12 protein-coding genes and 5 pseudogenes are annotated in these 18,453 nt (G+C 33.1%); 4 read left to right on the top strand and 13 right to left on the bottom strand.

From position 1 onward, the window contains the following. Positions 1 to 30: 30 nt before the first annotated feature. Positions 31 to 2,067 (bottom strand): DUF11 domain-containing protein, encoded by a 2,037-nt coding sequence (locus tag C564_RS0127365; RefSeq protein ID WP_018767582.1) that lies wholly within the window; start codon positions 2,065 to 2,067, stop codon positions 31 to 33. Positions 2,068 to 3,635: 1,568 nt separating this feature from the next. Between C564_RS0127365 and C564_RS0127355 the strand changes: the two genes are divergently transcribed. Both C564_RS0127355 and C564_RS0127350 read left to right on the top strand, forming a co-directional pair. Further along, positions 3,636 to 4,046 carry a DUF1878 family protein gene (locus tag C564_RS0127355; RefSeq protein ID WP_018767581.1) on the top strand — a complete coding sequence of 137 codons (411 nt, stop codon included), beginning with the start codon at positions 3,636 to 3,638 and terminating at the stop codon, positions 4,044 to 4,046. A 172-nt stretch (positions 4,047 to 4,218) separates the two neighbouring features. After that, on the top strand, positions 4,219 to 4,440 hold the full coding sequence (locus C564_RS0127350; protein WP_016115623.1) for a hypothetical protein: 222 nt from the start codon (positions 4,219 to 4,221) through the stop codon (positions 4,438 to 4,440). A gap of 223 nt (positions 4,441 to 4,663) precedes the next feature. Here the strand turns inward: C564_RS0127350 and C564_RS0127345 are convergent, their stop codons facing one another. Next, positions 4,664 to 5,284: an NAD(P)-dependent oxidoreductase gene (locus C564_RS0127345; protein WP_018767580.1), complete on the bottom strand. Its 621-nt coding sequence runs from the start codon at positions 5,282 to 5,284 to the stop codon at positions 4,664 to 4,666. A 1,142-nt stretch (positions 5,285 to 6,426) separates the two neighbouring features. Next, positions 6,427 to 6,527: pseudogene (locus tag C564_RS38290) on the bottom strand (LPXTG cell wall anchor domain-containing protein); the annotation flags it as partial. 146 nt (positions 6,528 to 6,673) lie between these two features. On the opposite strand from C564_RS38290, the pseudogene C564_RS35555 reads away from it, so the two are divergent. Next, positions 6,674 to 6,982 (top strand): annotated as a pseudogene (locus tag C564_RS35555) (DDE-type integrase/transposase/recombinase); the annotation flags it as partial. A gap of 255 nt (positions 6,983 to 7,237) precedes the next feature. Here the strand turns inward: C564_RS35555 and C564_RS0127340 are convergent. The 8 genes and pseudogenes from C564_RS0127340 to C564_RS32730 all read right to left on the bottom strand — a co-directional run. Further along, positions 7,238 to 8,077 (bottom strand): DUF1129 domain-containing protein, encoded by an 840-nt coding sequence (locus tag C564_RS0127340; protein ID WP_018767579.1) that lies wholly within the window; start codon positions 8,075 to 8,077, stop codon positions 7,238 to 7,240. A gap of 5 nt (positions 8,078 to 8,082) precedes the next feature. Beyond that, on the bottom strand, positions 8,083 to 8,409 hold the full coding sequence (locus tag C564_RS0127335) for a PadR family transcriptional regulator (protein WP_018767578.1): 327 nt from the start codon (positions 8,407 to 8,409) through the stop codon (positions 8,083 to 8,085). A 523-nt stretch (positions 8,410 to 8,932) separates the two neighbouring features. Further along, positions 8,933 to 10,041: pseudogene (locus tag C564_RS33830) on the bottom strand (acyltransferase family protein). 194 nt (positions 10,042 to 10,235) lie between these two features. Then, a pseudogene (locus C564_RS32735) lies at positions 10,236 to 10,574 on the bottom strand (transglycosylase SLT domain-containing protein); the annotation flags it as partial. 69 nt (positions 10,575 to 10,643) lie between these two features. Further along, positions 10,644 to 12,581, bottom strand: coding sequence for an FtsX-like permease family protein (locus tag C564_RS0127320; RefSeq protein ID WP_018767576.1), 1,938 nt, complete (start codon positions 12,579 to 12,581; stop codon positions 10,644 to 10,646). Further along, entirely contained in the window at positions 12,556 to 13,326 is a 771-nt protein-coding gene (locus tag C564_RS0127315) for an ABC transporter ATP-binding protein (RefSeq protein ID WP_018767575.1), read from the bottom strand. Before C564_RS0127315 ends, C564_RS0127320 begins: the two co-directional genes overlap by 26 nt. Positions 13,327 to 14,149: 823 nt before the next feature. Continuing rightward, positions 14,150 to 14,917 (bottom strand): GNAT family N-acetyltransferase, encoded by a 768-nt coding sequence (locus C564_RS0127310; RefSeq protein WP_018767574.1) that lies wholly within the window; start codon positions 14,915 to 14,917, stop codon positions 14,150 to 14,152. A 196-nt stretch (positions 14,918 to 15,113) separates the two neighbouring features. After that, positions 15,114 to 15,455 (bottom strand): annotated as a pseudogene (locus C564_RS32730) (DUF6262 family protein); the annotation flags it as partial. Between the two features lie 261 nt (positions 15,456 to 15,716). Here C564_RS32730 and C564_RS0127300 point away from each other — a divergent pair. Next, complete coding sequence (locus tag C564_RS0127300) at positions 15,717 to 16,277, top strand: hypothetical protein (RefSeq protein ID WP_018767572.1); 561 nt, start codon at positions 15,717 to 15,719, stop codon at positions 16,275 to 16,277. A gap of 408 nt (positions 16,278 to 16,685) precedes the next feature. On the opposite strand, the gene C564_RS0127295 is transcribed toward C564_RS0127300, so the two are convergent. Together C564_RS0127295 and C564_RS35545 are read right to left on the bottom strand one after the other, a co-directional pair. Then, positions 16,686 to 17,915, bottom strand: a complete 1,230-nt coding sequence (locus tag C564_RS0127295) for an aminopeptidase (protein WP_018767571.1) — start codon at positions 17,913 to 17,915, stop codon at positions 16,686 to 16,688. Positions 17,916 to 18,223: 308 nt separating this feature from the next. Next, positions 18,224 to 18,453 (bottom strand): IS3 family transposase (locus C564_RS35545; RefSeq protein WP_155896294.1); only part of this gene is annotated, 230 nt, incomplete at its 5' end.

Below are 18,453 nucleotides of genomic sequence, written 5' to 3'. Positions count from 1 at the left end.
AAATTCTTGTGCTTCTTTCTCACTAATCTACTAACAACAAATTTGCTTAGCAATTTCTAATTTATCTTTTAATAATTTCTCTAACTGTGCAGCTTTTTGGACTACTTTTTCGACACTCTGATTAATCCTAGCGAGTTCTTGGGCAGAGATTTTCTCTTCTTCAAACGCGGTTACCGCTTCTTGTACCTTTACACTTTCTGCTTGAAGGATTTTCATCAAACCTAGCTCTTGTTGTGCTACTGATTCAAAAATCTGATTTTGTGCTTTTTGACATTCGGTCTCCAACCACGCCGTAATTAGGTTACTTGTTACTATTTCCTCACGCACATCGCTACCCGGTTTCAACTGAAATTGATAAGTTGCCTCTGCTTGGTTATCTACTTTCACTGGCAACGGACTTTGCACCGCTACTTGAAATGTAATCACAGCTGTTTGGTCAGGAATTAATGCACCAAGAGGAATTCCTGTTGTTAAATCATCAAACACCGGTGCACCATTTACTTTTACACTCCCTGGAACAAGTACAGTTCCTATAGGGATGACGTCTTTAATAGAAAGTGCATTTACTGAAGTATCTCCATTATTGGTAATATCGAGCGTGTAGGTGATGATGTCTCCCTTTTTATCGTAAACCGAGCGATCTTCACTTTTCACCAGATCGACTTGTACATGCTTAATGATAGTATTTACTTCATTTGAGCTACTAGATCCTGATGTGAGAGGCAAACCCGCTGCACTTTGGAACTCGTAATCCAGCTTACCCGTATTAGTTACCTTTCCACCTGGAGGGACTGCGATCACTTTCACTTTAAATATGATCTCGACGGGCCCTTCTATGCTTACAGATCCTATATTGACTCCTTTAGCTGGATTTTCTCCGGGTTTGGCTTGCCCATCGATAGTTAAGCTATTCTGCACAAATTCCAACTCATCTGGAAGAATATCTTTAAAAATGGAATTCTGTGCTTCCACTAGTCCACTATTTTCTACTAAAATCGTGTAAGTTAACTCGTCTCCGACTATTGCTATATCTTTATCCACTTGTTTGTCCATCTTGATTTCCGGACTATTCACATCAATTTGAATCCCTAATCCAGAAAGGATGAATCCGTCCATATCCGTTTTGAACCGAGCAGTCGCTTCAGTTTGTGAGATTTCCATGGCGTTTGAAATATCCACATTCGTAATATCCCAACCATAACGCTGTGTAGACTGTTTTTGCCCTGGGGATACATTACTATTTCCCACTGTCCCACTAGTATCTAAATTTCCACCATCATCATTGATCTGTGAAGCGAAAAAGTTATCCACTAAGTTATTCGGTCCAGAAATGGCTTGTAATTGGCTTGGGGATGGACCAAATAAAAATTGATCCTTAGAAATGAAACTGTCGCCTTCGATAGCAGTCAATAAAGCTCTTGCCTGAAACGGTTTGGATCCAGGTGTCCCAAAACCTTTGATTTTTTGATCCACTACATTCCCTCTTTCAACAGATGCCAAACCAACATATAAGTTCATATTGCGTGAAGGTAAAGAAGGATTTTTATATATAACAGCAAGCGTCCATCCTGCTGCATTACTTTTACTTGGTCGTTGGATTATGGCAGGTACCCCACTTACAGTATAAGAACCTGCTCCACTCGCCTTTACTAATTTAGTAACATCAGCTGTACGAATATAAAATGTGTGATTTTCATGCACTACTACTTGGGCCGTTGTAGCATCAGGAGATATTGTTTGTATTGAACCTTGTGGGTTAGTTAAGGAAATGGGAACGTTAATATCTCCAGTAACATCCACTGCGTTAAATTTTGAGGTACCTCCCCAAATCAACTCTGCATACAGCACTTCACTAGCTACAGGAAATTTCAGAACTGCCTGAGAAGCATTCAATTTCCAATTCAATGTACTACCTATTGGATAACCTGGAACTTGTTGGGTAAGATCCAACGTAATGAATGCTCCAATGTCGTTATAGCTAGGATTATTCGAACCAAATCCTAGTGTATTACCTGTAAACGTCATCGCACCATTTGTAGTCGTTGTATAACGCTGAACTATTGACATTCTCTTCGTCCTTTCTATAACAAATAGAATAATAACTATTATTTTACTTTTTAATAAAACTTACGCAGGGCAGGGATTTTAATTCATATAATTGCCTCCTATGTAAATATTTGATAATAAAAATTATATTTCACTCACTGAAAAACTATATCTATAATTAAATGTTCTTTATATTTATCATTTTTTATCTGATTTTTCAGAAAAATACACCCCAAATCCGGTTCTGCTGTGAAAATCATTTAATAGGAATAACAGCACATCTCTATTAGGGGTTCAGCCGAGATACGTGTAAAACTAGGTCATAGTAATACATTTTTTACCAAACTTTGTTTTTCGGTGATATTTGTAACATAAACGTTCATTATTGTTACGGTACAAATACCTTAACGTGGGTTTTATGTTAGTGCGTTGGCTGTACCTCTAATAGGGGTCACTATATATATCCATCAACTTAAGAGAAGTAAACACCCCATGCCCATCAACTTAAGAATTCAGAATTACCCCAAAACGAAAAAATGAGCTTTTTTGTTACAAGTTAGCACAAAATTTCGTTCTGGGGGTACTATAAAATTTTAGCTTGATAGCGATGTGGTGGGACCCTATATTATGTAGCAATTAATTGTGAGGAAATTAAACAAACGTTTGTTTAAGATATTCGGCTCTAAAAGGATGTTACGTCTAATTTGTTCAATTTCATATTTATTATATAGATTTTATATAACAAGGGAAAAAGTAGGGGGAAGAGACACGGAAATCTCTTTGGAATCTACCGTTGACATATATCACAATATAATTCTAATTATTATATTGAATTTTTTCTTGCTATTTTATCTTATTGTTTTGTCGTGTTTCGTAAATAACAAAAAAAAGACTTAATCCTTATGGGGGATAAAGTCTTTTTATCATATGTAGACTCACACAAATGATCTGCATATCAAATTACTTTTGATAAACAGATCATTTGTATGATAATTTTTATAAATAATTGCTGAATAATAAACTTACATTACTGCTTTTAAAAGCTCTGTTACTAATGGAAGTACTCCACCTAAGAATGATAAAACTGCCATTGCGATTGTCATATTATTTCCTCCTCTTATATTGTTGCTAAGATGTGATTTATCTTTATGCTTTCATTATAGTAAGCGCTTATAATTATATCAATATATTTTTATATATAATATTACATATTAGAATAAGGTCAACGTGTTGCTTTAAATAAAAGTTTGTTCAAAAGTACTTACCAAGCCCTTATTTTGTGGTAAATAGGGGTACAGCCCATGCCCATCAACTTAAGAAATTGGTTGTTCCCCAAAACGAAAAAAATAAGTTAAATTCTCATAAATAACTGTAAAATAATAAAATTTTACGTTTTTTGGAGACTTCAAAGTATTAGCTTGATGGACATTGGTACTAACCCTAGAAAGAATGAGTTTTTTGTTTTACTACTGATAATGAGACGTTATGTTAATTAAAATTGTATGAGTGATATATCATAAGTATTTGTATTTCAAGTTATATATTGTTATGATAACCTGGTTAATTTAGGAAAATAAAGGGGGAGGAACATGGATTTAATCAAAGAAGTGACTTTATTAAGATATCAATTTAGACTTATGCAACGCATGATTCAGTCAGACGAATTCCCGTTTTATGGATTTGTTATAGATTATGAATTTGAAGAAGAACAAGTAAAGGCTTTAACAAAAATTTTAATTACATTTCATGATCGATTAACTAGAGAAGAAGTTTCGATTTTTGCCCAAAATGATTATTTATTTTCTAAATTTAAACTTCCTTTAGATATGCTATACAGCTCAGAAAAACCTAATTTAGATGAGTTTAAACTATATATCACTAAGATTTTTTATCAAGAATTTGAATTGAAATACTTGTTATTAAATTTTAAAAAACAATGTATTTTTGTGGATGTCTGTGATTATCTTTTAGAGCAATTACAAATTAGTAATAACGTTTGATTATGTAAACGAAAAGTCCCTTCAGATATCTAAAGGGACTTTAATAGGATTTTAGATAGATTGACTGCTGATAAGTGGTTTTATGTAAACCTTACATGTATGGAATATACATCCAATTTTTATGACAAATCGTTTCTTCCGAATGGTACAATCAAGGAAGAGAAGGGGTATTATGAAGAAACATCGTTTTAGAAATCTATTTTTCTGCTTTACAGCTCTTTTAGTGTTATCTGCTTGTCAAAAGTACAACGGTAAGTTAGAACAGTGGGGTAGCACTGTTGACACTGTCGATACAGCCAAACTAAAAAGAAATAACATTCCGTATGAAATAAAAGATGGTAAAGTATATATTCCCGAAGATGCCTTTAGCGATGCTACACTGTGTTGTACATAAGCAGTGATGTAAGCTCCTTTCTAAAGGGGCGGGGTTTATTTTACATGGGGTAAGCACCACATGCCCATCAACCTAACAGAGCAGGTTAACCCCAAAACGAAAAAAATGAACTTTGTTGCTATAAAAGGCACAAAATTTTCGTTTTGGAGGTATTATGTGATCTTAAGTTGATGGAGATGTGGCGGTACACCTTTTTTAACGATCCCTTTTCAGGGATGGTTTTTTAATAAGCGATGCCCACACGGCTATTCTCATATACTTCTTTATTTATCAAAGACCAGGAAAAATGAGCAGTATCCCCCACTGTAATTTTCGATCCGTTCAATGGTAACATATCTGCCTCCGTTCGGTACATACCCGTTTCTTCGCCATCGATTAAATGGGTAGGACAAATAATCGTCCAGCATAGCCCACTATTTTTTAAGGCTAGATAAGCAGCTAAATGATCTTCGGCAGCTGTGGTACTTCTTCTTTTTGATTCTTCCGATTGAAACCGATAGATCTTCGGATTTGTGCGAGCTTGTAAAATACTCGCTGTTCCAATTGTAACGATTCGTCCTATCCCCTCTTCTTTCATATGTTTAATAATGTTTGGCATACTTTTCGACAACGTGCCATTCCCATCTGTTCCAATAGCACTTATAACGATATCAACTTCCTTTAACACCTTCTTCACATCATTTTCATCTAATACATTTCCTTCGATGATATGTAGATTCCTATGCGAAACTGCAAGCTTATTCTGATCACGTACTAATACTGTAATATCATTTAAATCTTGTAATGCTAGTTTCAGTAGCTCTGATCCAACTCTTCCTGTTGATCCAAATATACATATTTTCATTTTTTCTTCTCCTTCCTCTCTATTTTTTCTCAAAAACAGGAAATATACAACTAAAAAAGCTTCCGTAACGTACGAGGAAGCCCTAACACTCAAAATATTATTTTTTTCCCTTTGAATCTGAAGAACTATTATCCTTCCTCGTTTCCTGATCTTTCTATACAATAAGGGATACTTCATTTTCTTAATTTGATAGGTATGTAACGTGACCCTATGTTCAGCAAATTAAGAAATTCTTTGTTCCCCAAAACGAAAAAGTGAGCTTTTTTGTTACAGGTTAGCACAAAATTTCATTCTGGGGGTACTATAAAATGTTAGCTTGATGGGCATGTGGCGATACCCCTAGGGAAAGAAAGAAGCATCCATAACAGTGATTTTTTATTTGTTATATATGAATTATCCTTCTGCCGAGAAGAGTAGTCTACCATAAAAAAATAAATAACTAACTAACATGAAAAACAAAATGATTAGTATTGTACGAAAATTAAACATAGTATTCCTCCTTATGGTATAAGGGGAGTTTAATACATACTGTACCCTTTACATATATTGCAGTGTAGGACAAACTAACCACTTATATCTTATTCATTACTCCTAATCACGTTGAAGAGCATTTGTCTTATTGGTTCTAGTACAAATATGAATAAAAAGAACAAATGGGTTGTAAATTTCTAACGGGATCTTATCTTATGCAATGAGTCCAAACAAGTGGTTGATGCAGATATTTTGATTTTGAACAGACTAGTCCCCTAAATCTATCTGTCCCATTTTGACCATATTCATGGTTTCTATCCCAGTGATTGTCTTTTTAGCAGTTTAAAACGATTTTAACCATAACATGTTCCAATTCCATTTTTTAATATACCAATGATATTGTTTAAAATTTTTCACACGAAGTGGCATATCTTGAGGTATGCTATTTACTTGTTTTAACAACAAGATGGGCTTTATCGTCATCTGCGCAGTTATCATACGAAGTTTATAGTATGAAAGGCAGCAAAGGCTTTGTTAAAAAAGCGCTTAGCTGCCTTTGTCATCGTCATACACGTCCTTTATTTATAAATATTATCAGTGTACACAATGAAAATATTTTTCGAGCCAGAGCCTGATTTTGTCAATTCACCTTAATTTTGTTATTCTTGAATTGCTACTTCTTCCTTTGTTATTGTTCCAGTAGACGCACTTGCTGCTGAAGAATAACCTATTGAAAAAGTGCTATCGCACAAATTGGTAATAGTTTTTTCATTCCACTCCCCTCTTCTTATATTTTTTCACATCACATTGGATGTATTTATAGGATATATCCGTTATATAAATATGAAATGCAGTTTAGATGTATTTCATTTAAAGATTTAATCACGACAAAAAAGAATTATTCCCTACAGGATAGATGCTACGGTTCTGACAACAGATAAGGCGCCAGCGTTACTTTGTGCATTTAAAAAGTTAAAGGTGAAAGGATTTTACAAAAGTACCGTTCATTGTACCGTTAAACATATGAATAATCGTATAGAACAAGACCACCGACATGTGAAACGTCGTTTTGCTAGTTCATCGGGATTTCAAAATCTCCGGCATGCTTCTCGTACAATAAAAGGCATTGAAACCATTCATGCCCTATACAAACAAAGGCGAAGTCTTCAAATAGGCTCCGCCTTTTCGGTGTATAACGAATTACAGGAATTATTAATGGTTGCATAACCATTTAACGATGCAACCCTAGATTCTCTATGTTTTGGGTAACTTTGCAACAGAACCCAATAAAGTTTAATCAAAACTAAAAATGTTGATTTTTCAATAAAATAATCCCTGCACTTTGAAAAATATTTGAGAAAAATGCAGGGATTATCTTTTATATGGATGTTACGATTTGAAAAAGGTTAATTTGAAGTAATATCGTTCATTTAAAGGGTGTTAAAATGATACCTCTGTATTATAATCACTATTTATTCATAACTAATTTTCACCTTCCATTTTTCGAAATAGTAACCATTCAACTAGTACATAGAGCGCAACAGGCAAAATAATGCTAAGAACGACAAAAGTTGGGTTTTTACCATCCTGGAAAAATTCTTTCGTTTGTGGAATCCTTAATAATAAACCGAAGATTCCTAAAGTGATAACGAAAGTAAGACCTCCAAAGAATTCTCGTTTCTTTTTGAATATAACATAAACGATAGACACGATTAAAATAACAAGAATAGCAATCCAATCAAATGGGGTACCAATTTTTACAATTCCCTGTTTCGGTGTATAAAGATGAATAATGAAAAATACACCAAATGCAATCATTGCCATTATCCATACTACGAAAAATCTAATTAACCTTGGTAATTTCGTTTTTATATAAATACTCAGATGTAACAATTTAAAAACACCATAAATGAATGCAACTGAGAATATCCCATTCAACAATATAACAAAAACATTTATTTGTAATGATGGAGCTGTAAAACTACCGACAATGACGTAAAACGTACTGATTAAAAAAAGCCAACCACTTATTTTAAAAATCGATTTCCATGAAGGTTGATCAAATTGCTTTGTTAGTTGATCTACGACTTCTTTCGGATTTTTACCGAAATACTCTTCTGCAGATTCACCATGCTTTTGCGCTTCTAAAATATCTTGTAATATCGCCATTAAATGTCGTTCTGTTTCTAATTCTTCATAGAAAAAGCCAAATGTTCGCATATACAGTAAGATATCTTCATAATACGTTTTATTTTCTGGAGATAACTGTTCTCTAAGCTCATTATTTTGCTCCACTAATTGTTTAGCTGAATTATTTTTCATCCGATTCACTCCCCACTTTTTTTCAAGATCCGATTCACTTTTACAATCAATGAACTCCATTGTTCTTCAAAACCCTCTAATTGTTCTTCTCCTTCATGTGTAATAATGAAGTATTTCCTATTCGGTCCATCTGGTGAAGCGAGCTCCTTACTTTTAATTAACCCTTGTTTTTCTAACTTTTGTAATAGAGGATAAATCGTTCCACCTACTATTGTTGTAAACCCATAATTACGCATTATTTGTACAAGTTCATAACCGTATACTTGTTGTTGTTTAATAATAGATAGCACACAACCTTCAAGTACACCCTTTAGTAGTTGTGTTTCCTTCATTTACTCACCTCACTAGTTTGCAAAACATATTAGTTGAATATACTGTATCATACAATAACTAGTTTGTAAAACATACTAGTTAGATGATAACTTTTTTGGACTAAAGTAAAGTTTAGTCCAAAGCATGCTACAAACGTTGTTTTTGGATAAATGTCTAGAGTTTTTTCTTCAATTAAAGGACGTAAGATTTTTTAACGACTTTATCTTATTTTTTTCGTTCGGTGAAGTATTTTTCATCCAAAATAAAGCTGTTTTATATGCAATTTATCATTTAAAAACTACGCAAATTATCTCCTAAAGTTACAATGGTACTTCGGAGTGTCCCGTATGACTTGTTTCAAAATAGGAAAGTAGAATATGAGAAAAATAGGTTATGTACGTGTAAGTTCTGTTGATCAGAATCCTAAGAGACAAAAAAATTGTACGTTTAGACAAAATTTGAACACAAATTAACCGGTACCTTATACGTTAAGGAACCGGTAATATTCGTATATTTACTAAAGAAATAAAATCCCTCCAAGTATCAAACCTTTTTTTGAAACTTTGTTGTTCTTTGTTTTGCCCAATTGATACATTTCTTTTCAATTAAATGATACGATAATATAGAACAAAGTATTGTCATTGCAATACATAAGATAAGAAGGAACAGGATAGGTATCTTTGCATACAAAAGTTTAAATAGTACCATCATGATTGGAAAATGACATAAATAGATACTATATGAAATTTCTCCTAAGTATACAAATACACTCTTATTTAAAATTGCTTTTACCTTTAGGTTATTCATGGCCATTATAATCAGTATACTAACGCCAATTACGACACCCCAATCTTTTAATAGGAAAGCAGTATCACTACGAGAAATCAACAAAATTCCAGTAGAGTATACATATAGAAAGATTCCTAGTGTGATAAGAAGATTTCTTTTTAAGTTTTTCATATTTCTATATAAGTGGGTAAGTTCTTCCTGGTGCTTAAAAAGTAACATTCCGACCATAAACATAGATGTGAAATGCAGTGTATCGGCATAACCATTATAAAACCCCTCAGCTTTCCCAATATGCAACATATTAAGGAAAATACTAATTAAAGAAAAGCTCATAGCAAACAGTATCGTTTTCTTCCAACTCTGTTTATAAAACAGAAGGAATAACAAGGGAAACACGATAGATATACGCATTTCTTGAGCTAATGACCAGATAACCGGATTATAATTATCCGTAAAAAAGTTATTAAGAAGTACAAAGTGATTAATAATATCTAATTTTGTTATAGGCCCTTGCCACTTATCATAGAACCAATCTCGTAGTCCCGTAACTTCATATGGTGAAAATAAAATAAATACAGCAAAGGTGATGAATATCCAGAAATAATAAGGGATATAGATTCGTACAAATCGCTTAATTAAATATCCCCAATAATTTGTTTTTGAATGATAAAGTGCCATAGATAGCACAAAACCACTGAGTACAAAAAAATGATTACAGCTTCCCCACCAGCCCATAAAAACCTAAGAGGGGATAGTTTTATAGAATTAGGCAATGATGGTAGCATTAAACAAAAATGTCCAAATACCACTGTGATAGCCGCTAGTCCTCGTATTGAATCTAATTCGTTTATTCTCTTACTCATAAAGTGTTCTCCTTGTAAATTGTAGTTTTTGCTGTTAATAAAGACCACTATACTAGTGCAGTGGGAGAATTATACATATTGTGCTTATGTTTCTTTAAATTCCTGATATAAGCAGTACAAAGTCAATCTGTGTATCTTTTGAAGGGAATTTTCGTATTTAAGCATAAATTATATAATAATAATCGTTAAAAATTTCATTCTAGAAAATCGTATTGTCGTTTAGAAAACATTTTAAAACTGTTTTCTAAACCCTTGTTATAGTTTGTCTGTTTCTCTGTCCATTGAACACCCTTATTTCCAGGCCAACCTGAGGTATTAGCAACATGTTTTAATAGATCTGGTCCTTTTAAACTTTTCTGTAAACCACGGTTATATGCACTTGTCATATTAGATATTGCAATTCGAGTATTGGTTTCTGCATTTTTCAAATCTTCGTTCGTTAAATCTCTGGGTGCTAATCCACCTCGATGGAGTTGAAACAGTCCAAGAGATGTGCCCTGATCTCCAACTGCATTTGGATTAAACTTGCTTTCAAGGTGCATATCCAACCATAATTAGTGATTGAATATGCAACTTCAATTTTTTTGTTATCTTTTTTATAATTATATTTTTGTACACATGCGTTTTATATAGTGATTTCTAATAATAAGGAAATAAATAATTTGCATACAAATAAAGCTTACTAATACAACAATTGAGCTTTGAATAACGGACATTTCCCTACTTACTGTTTGTCCTAATTGGTGAAAAGTTAGAAATGCAAAACTGCTGTGAACCATAGCCACTACAATCGGTAAGAAAAATAGGATCATCATTTGTCTTGTCACAATTTGCTTTAACTCTTTTTGGCTTAAACCTAATTTTGAAATCATCTGATATTGCTCTTTATCATGTTCTAAATCAGTAAATAGACGGAAATATAAAAAACTTAGCGTAAATACGAAAAATAAAATTCCCACCAATACACTTGTAATAGAAAGTAATCCGTTTTGTTGTTTCAGTTCAAGCCATTTTAAATTCAAAGATGAAAAGGCATAATAAGCATCTTGACTCGTACCAATGAACTTCATAAGTTTTGTAGAAACTGCAGTTGTTTCAGACCAAATTTTTATGATAAAACCGTATATGGTGTAATCTCGGAGTACACTTTCATGTTGAATATTTAGGACCTTACTGTAAACAGCATCAGAGACAATAACAGGTTCATCAATCGTGGCGAATTCTGGGATAGAAATTGTTTTTTGAACAGAAAGTGGTACTTCTAGTTCACCATGTTTTAATTCAAATGTTTTTCGATCCTCTGCACTTGTGTGGTTTTTCTTTGGTAGTATAGCGATACTTTCATTTTCATTTGTTAATTTTTCTATTTCATACCCTAATTTTTTAGCGTATTCATTATACGTAGAAAGATTAATTAACACCAACCCGTTTTGTGCCCTTTTAAATTTTGTTGCTACAAGTTTATAAGAAAATCCAGATTCTTTTAATTGTTTTTTTATCTCTTCAATATGGGATTTTTCTCGTGTATTCCCCTTATCCGATTGGTAGGTAAATGCATATGGGGTCTCATGTTTTGCCAATTCAGGATTTGCGATAGCCGTACAAACTCCAATTGCTGTAAAAGATACAGCTGATATAATTGTAACTATAAAGAACGTTCTCGCATTATCTTTCATTCGATACATTAATTCTGAGATAACAAGTAGATTGGTTCTTTTAAAGAATGTAGTCTCTCTGTTTTTTAAAGTGTATATCACATATACACACAATTGAGTGAAGAAAAAATAGGTTCCAAATACGACAAGCGTGACACCTACTCCTACGAGTAATAATAATTGATTCAAACTCATGTAATTCACCGCGACGATACTGTGGTGGATGGCGGAGTAACCTGCTCCAATTAAGATAATTGCCAACAAGGATATCCAAACGGACGCTTTCGGCTCAGGTTTTGGCTTTTCCTCTGATTTTATTAGTTCTACAAGCTCATTCATTTTCACCATTTTTGATGTAAACAATGAAATGAGTAGGAATAAAACAAAAAAGGAAATAGCTGTTACTCCCATAGACTTTAATGGAAAGTAAAATGCTAACGCATGCTCTATTGCCAATAAAGACCCACTAATTAGTAAAACTAATTTAGAAAAAATCATCCCAATCCCAATGCCTGCTATTATAGAAGGGATTCCAATCAACATGTTTTCGAGAAAAATTAATCGATGAAGCTGTTGATAAGACATTCCATGTAACATTAATAATCCAAACTCTTTTTTTCTATTTTTTAAAAATGCACTAACAGAATAGAAAATCAAAAAGAAGGAGAAAAAAAAGATTAAGTAATACGATAGTAGAAATCCTATTTTCCCAAATGTACTCATTATGGTGCTTGCGTTAGTCAGTTCGCCTTGTAGGTTCGGATGAAAGACAAGTAGCCCATAAGTAAAAAAAATCATTACCGCAAATGTGCTACTAAAAAAATGGCCGAGGTATATTCGTTTATTCCGTATAACATTATTAAATGCGAGCTGCCGAAAAATCATTTTTGTTCCCTCCTAACATAGAAAGACTGTCCATAATATTTTGATAAAATAACGAACGATTGTCATTGTAGAAACTTTCATTATATAACTGTCCATCTTTAATAAAAATAACGCGGTCACAGTAACTTGCAGCAACTGGATCGTGCGTTACTAACATCATTGTTGCCTTTTCCTCTTTATTTAATTGTGTTAATATCTCCATTACATCTTGGGAAGCTTTAGAATCTAAGTTTCCTGTTGGCTCATCGGCAAGAACCAATTTAGGATAATGAATGAGTGCACGGGCAATAGCTGTTCGCTGTGCTTGTCCTCCTGATATTTCATATGTTCGTTTATTTAAAATTTCACTGATTCCTAATTTTTTTGAAATAGATTCTACTCGTTTATTCATTCTTTTCACATTCATGCCATCTAATACGAGCGGAAGAACCATATTCTCTTTTACTGTTAATGTATGCAACAGGTTAAAGGATTGAAAGACGAATCCTAATTCCTGTCTGCGAAATAAGGCCAAATCATTGGGTGAAAGTTGATAAGGATTTTTATTATTAATGAATATACTGCCTGATGTTGGTGAGTCAATAGTAGAAACCATATTCAATAACGTTGTTTTCCCACTACCAGAAGGGCCCATAATCCCAACAAATTCTCCCTCTGTAATTGTTAAATTAATATTTGAAAGTGCTGTATGTGAAACCTTTCCTGTGTATTCTTTACTAAGATCTTTTACTTTTACTATTTTCATATGAGAAATCCCCTCCAAATTTACAAACTAAGAATGAAAGTTGATAGATGATGCCTGCCGACATTTTTACTTTTTTTAAAATACGAATAATTTCCCATTAATTGGTGGTCTAGTTTCGTATTTCCTTATTTAAACTGTAATTCTTAATCGAATGTTTTAAGCACTAAAATAACTTGATATCGTACCACAAGTTTTTCATGAATGTTTCTGTTATTCATTGTAGTAGTAAAATTATTTTTCTCATATTGAATTGCCTTACATTTTACTTACACGCTTGTAATATTTCTGAAAAGACAGTTTATAAGGTCCTCGGCAATGATTCTTTTTTGGGGAGATAGCAAAGAGGAATTTTTTATATGCACTTTACTATACCGAACTAGATTTCGGTATAGTTTTTTTTTGCAATTCATTGTGTCTTCTTTACCAAACACGTATAAAAATCAATATTATGAAAGTAAACTACTAGGTAAAAGTTTACTTTCGGTTTTTTAAACATTTACAACTAATTTTGTAATAAATTTCTCAATATAGATATAAATATTATCTATGGTTTTGATATTAAAAAATATAATATAATAACAATAAGATGGTTATTCCCTTTTGTTTTACTCCTTATGCTGAAGATAAGATCGCATTCCCCGATCTTATCTCTTTTCTTTCTAGAAATTTAATGTAAAAAAAGAATCCTTATCATATTATCAAGACCTAAATCGTAAAAAATCATAAAAAATAAGGAGTGAAACATATTAGTCATGTATAATATGTTTCACTCCTTTTACTTTTTGTTCAACAATCGCGCCCTTTAGCTTAATAAGAAAACCCCTTATTCAAATACAACCATTTCTCCGACATCCATAAATCCAAATCGCTTATAGATATTTTTCCCATCATCTGAAGCCTGTAATACAACTGGTTTTTGTTTATCCTTTGTTTGATTTAGAAGAAATTGAAACATTTCACTGCCATTTCCTTTACCTCTAAATGTTTCTTTTGTCATCACATCATAAATACCATAACTATCTTTGCTTTCTATTAATAAACCAGTAGTTACAGCCATTTCGTCTATGCATCCAATAAACATTTGAACTTCTGAACCTAATTTTATGTGTGAAAACTTATTAAAATAACTTTCTAATGCATCTTTTTCTGGTGTACCTTCAAATAAGCTCATAAATACCTCTATATATTTTAAAAGTTCTTCATTATTTTTCACATTAGTAATCATAAGCTGATGGGAAATTCTTTGACCAACATTAAGAGTATTTTCAAGTTTCATCATTACATTACGTTCCGTTTCTTTTAGGTCATATTCTTGCATAAGTTTTTTCCAATCATCGTTTAAATACTGAGCATCAATCCAAATACTAAAGGGATATTCTTTATAAGAAAAATTATCGATTCCATGTCTAATCTTAACTGCATTTTTGATATTTGGAGATTTCGGCAATAATACATTGAATGTATCAGTAGGAATTTCTGTATTTGCTATGACGAAATCTTCTTCCTTTGTAAGTTCTCCACTAACTGCATGAGTAAATACTTTTAATTTTTCTTCAAAATTGTTTATTACTAATTGTTGATTTGTAATCATGTTTTTGCACCTTTCAATTTAATTTAGCGCGCTCTTTTTTATTATAAGGTCAATTAAATTCTAAAAAAACTGTGTTCACCGTATTTATATCCTCCCATAATTTTCAGAAAACATTGAAGTGATTCATTTTCTTTTCTTAATAATCTGGCCCGTTTGTTGAATGAACAGGGAAGAAGAACAATGTTCTCCTCATACCCTAAATTTTTTTGTATACATCTGCATAAGCAACTTTCAATTGCTCCTGCAATTGCTTGTTCTCATCTTCTAATTTTTTGATTCTTCGCTTCAACGACTCAAGGATGGCATCTTTGTTACTGTCATTTATCTCCCCTTTGATCTGTTTTGGTATAGGCGCTTGTGCTTGTTGTTGGCGTAATGTCTCAATCCGACCACGCAACTCCCGGTTGTTGTACAGCGTTGCTTTCGCCACACCAGCTTCACTCGCTACACTGTTGAAATTAATAGTCTCATTGGCTCGTACGAGTCGCTGAATAGCTACGTTGACCTTTTGGTGCGTGGAGGCCTTCCTTAAGTTATGACACCAATCCCCCGAATTTTGAAATTTGTCCCCTCCCCCATGCCCATCAAGCTAGTAATTTAAAGTGTCCCCAAAGCGAAAATTTTATTAATTTACAGTAATTTATGAATGGATGGATATTTTTTAATAAACTTTGATAAATTTATGACTGAATATCCCTAATAATTAGACAAACATTTCTATAAATTCTAAATATTAACTTTTTTGTAAAAGATGATACATTTAGGGTGTGAGTTACAAAACTATTAAAGGGGATTTTTTATGTTTAAGAAATTAGTAGTCGGGGCATTAGCGACAGGTATTGCATTAACTGGGGGGATTGGTGCAGCATCAGCTGATACAGTAAAACCTGTGAGTTCTCCGAATAAAGCAACTGAAACAGCTTATTCAGAAAACCAACAATATATTTCAGATAGAATTGAAAGTATAGTTGAAAATACAAGTGAAGTAGAAAGACCATTTGTACCAAATTTTTCTGATAAAAATAATCTTATTGGAGAAAAAGCAGCTGCAGCATTTGATTGGAGATATTCCGGTAATTATAATTTTTCTACATCAATTCAAGTGAAAAAAACTATATCTGTAGCAAACAATGGAAATATTGGAGTAGGTATTCAAAACAATAAAAATTTTAATTTTAAAGTTGTAGTAAAAAGTTTATCATCAGGAAACACTGTAACCCATACTGTAAAAGGAGGACCAATGAGCGGTGGCGATTATGTTACAGACTTCTTTGGTCCTATGAAAGCAGGAGACTATGTTGTAACCTTAGTGAATACAGATGGTTCATGGCACCAAGGCCTTGTTTGGCTTGGATGGTAATTACTTGAATTTATTTATTTTTGAGCAGACTTTTCAAAAAAGAAAAGTCTGTTCTTTTTAATTCTGCGCGTCTCCTTGTTTTTGAGATGCTGATTTAGGGGTCCCGCCACATCGCTATCAAGTTAAGAAACACATTCTTCCCCAAAACGATAAAAATGAACTTCGGTCCTACAAAAAACACAAAATTTCCATTTAGGGGGTACTTTAAAATCTTAGCTTGATGGCAATGGGGTACAGCCGAGATACTTGTAAAAATAGGTCATAGACTTACTTTTATTTCCAATTTCATTTGAAATCGGATTTTTTGTTTTTTATAAAAAGGAGTAAAATGGTGAGGGTTAAAGAGAATAGAAAATTTAAAAAGTACTGCCTTCTTTCAGGAGACAGTACTTTTTTCGTGACTTATTATTAAAACGCCCAGTTTCCTTTACGGAAAATTGGTTCATGTGTGCCATCTGCTGTAATGCCGTCAATATTAAGCTTGGCAGAACCAATCATAAAGTCTTCGTGTGTAATACTAGAGTTTGCCCCATTTTCTGCAAGTTCTTCTTTTGTCATTGTCTTACCACCGATTAAGTTAGTTGCATGAGCATGCCCAATTGCTAAATGGCAAGATGCATTTTCATCAAATAACGTATTATAGAATAAAATATTTGTATTAGAAATTGGTGAATCATGAGGCACTAATGCAACCTCTCCTAAGAAATGAGAACCCTCATCTGTCTCAACTAAATGCTTTAATGCTTCTTCACCAACATCAGCTTTATATTCTACAATGCGTCCATTTTCAAATGTAAGTGTAAAGTTATCGATAATGTTACCTGCAAATGCTAATGGTTTTGTACTTGATACTTGCCCATTTACACCTGTTTTTAATGGCATTGTAAATACTTCTTCTGTTGGAATGTTAGCCATAAATGGTACATTTTTCTCATTTAAGCTACTAGCTCCAGCCCATACATGTTTTTCTGGAAGTTCCATTGTTAAATCTGTTCCAGGACCTGTATAATGAAGCGCCTTATAATGTTTTTCATTTAAATAATCTACTTTTTTATGTAATGTTTCATCATGTTTTTTCCATGCTTCCACAGGATTCTCTAGATTTGCACGAGTTGCTTGGAAAATTGCATCCCATAGCTTTTCTTCTTGCTTTTCTGATTTAACATCAGGGAACACTTTTGCTGCCCATTCTTTCGTAGGAACAGAGATAACGCACCAACTTACTTTATCTGCTTGTAAATAATCGCGGTATACTTTCATTGCTTCTCCAGCAACCTTATGAGCACTTGCAATTCGTTTTGCATCTACACCTTTTAATAGATCTGGATTTTCTGCATAGATAGACATAAATGCAGCGCCTTCTTTTGCTAATTCTTCACGTGCATGCGCCTTCCAAGCAGGGAATTCTGAGAATGCTTCTTCAGGAGCTAAATCAAATTTTAAGCGTGTTAGGATTTCATCGTTCCAATCTACATATACATGTTTTGCACCTGACTTATATGCTTTTTCTGTAACAAGACGGACAAATGGGGCTGCCTCAAGTGGCGCATTAATAGATAATATTTGTCCAGGCTGAATATTAACACCGACATTTACTGCAAGAGCAGCATACTTTTCTAATGTTTGTTCAAACGACATAGGTATAATCTCCTTTGTGTGAAAGAATTTATTATAAACATAATACACGAAATATTCAAAAATACACCCTGTAATCTCTAATCTTACAAAAATGTAAGATTTCTGGTTAGATAGTTAGATAGAAGTCATTAACTTATAAAAAAATCTGGCTCTGGTGCAAAAATAAAATAAAAGAGAATAAGGCGCATATATTCCTAACGGAATCGTATCTTATGCTGCAAGTCCAAACAATTGATGGATAAATTCTTTCTGATTTTGGACAGACTGGTTGGTCTTACCCCCGTCAAGTGGACAGCTGTAAAAAAAGACTATGTAGCCATCGAGATTCGATATTCAATCGGAGCTCGATGGTTAAGCCTTTTTTGGAATCGTTTGTAGTTGTAATGATAGATGTATGTTTCAATAGCTTGAATTAGTTCTTCCTTTGTTTGATAATAATTAAGATAAAACATTTCAGATTTAAAATGAGAGAAGAATGATTCAATGCAAGCATTGTCATGGCAGTTTCCTTTGCGGGAGTGGCTGCCGATGGCGCCTA

The organism is Bacillus sp. 105MF (assembly GCF_000374885.1).
GTDB classification, from domain to species: Bacteria; Bacillota; Bacilli; order Bacillales; family Bacillaceae_G; genus Bacillus_A; species Bacillus_A pseudomycoides.
Note: the sequence above shows the minus strand (reverse complement) of the source record. Positions and strands in the feature narration are given on the sequence as shown.

Excerpts from the sequence above, each read along its gene's own strand:
- C564_RS0127320 (WP_018767576.1), bottom strand. The coding sequence starts at position 12,581 with ATGATTTTTCGGCAGCTCGCATTTAATAATGTTATACGGAATAAACGA.
- C564_RS0127350 (WP_016115623.1), top strand. The coding sequence starts at position 4,219 with ATGAAGAAACATCGTTTTAGAAATCTATTTTTCTGCTTTACAGCTCTT.
- C564_RS0127310 (WP_018767574.1), bottom strand. The coding sequence starts at position 14,917 with ATGATTACAAATCAACAATTAGTAATAAACAATTTTGAAGAAAAATTA.
- C564_RS0127335 (WP_018767578.1), bottom strand. The coding sequence starts at position 8,409 with ATGAAGGAAACACAACTACTAAAGGGTGTACTTGAAGGTTGTGTGCTA.
- C564_RS0127365 (WP_018767582.1), bottom strand. The coding sequence starts at position 2,067 with ATGTCAATAGTTCAGCGTTATACAACGACTACAAATGGTGCGATGACG.
- C564_RS0127345 (WP_018767580.1), bottom strand. The coding sequence starts at position 5,284 with ATGAAAATATGTATATTTGGATCAACAGGAAGAGTTGGATCAGAGCTA.
- C564_RS0127340 (WP_018767579.1), bottom strand. The coding sequence starts at position 8,077 with ATGAAAAATAATTCAGCTAAACAATTAGTGGAGCAAAATAATGAGCTT.
- C564_RS0127300 (WP_018767572.1), top strand. The coding sequence starts at position 15,717 with ATGTTTAAGAAATTAGTAGTCGGGGCATTAGCGACAGGTATTGCATTA.
- C564_RS0127315 (WP_018767575.1), bottom strand. The coding sequence starts at position 13,326 with ATGAAAATAGTAAAAGTAAAAGATCTTAGTAAAGAATACACAGGAAAG.
- C564_RS0127355 (WP_018767581.1), top strand. The coding sequence starts at position 3,636 with ATGGATTTAATCAAAGAAGTGACTTTATTAAGATATCAATTTAGACTT.
- C564_RS0127295 (WP_018767571.1), bottom strand. The coding sequence starts at position 17,915 with ATGTCGTTTGAACAAACATTAGAAAAGTATGCTGCTCTTGCAGTAAAT.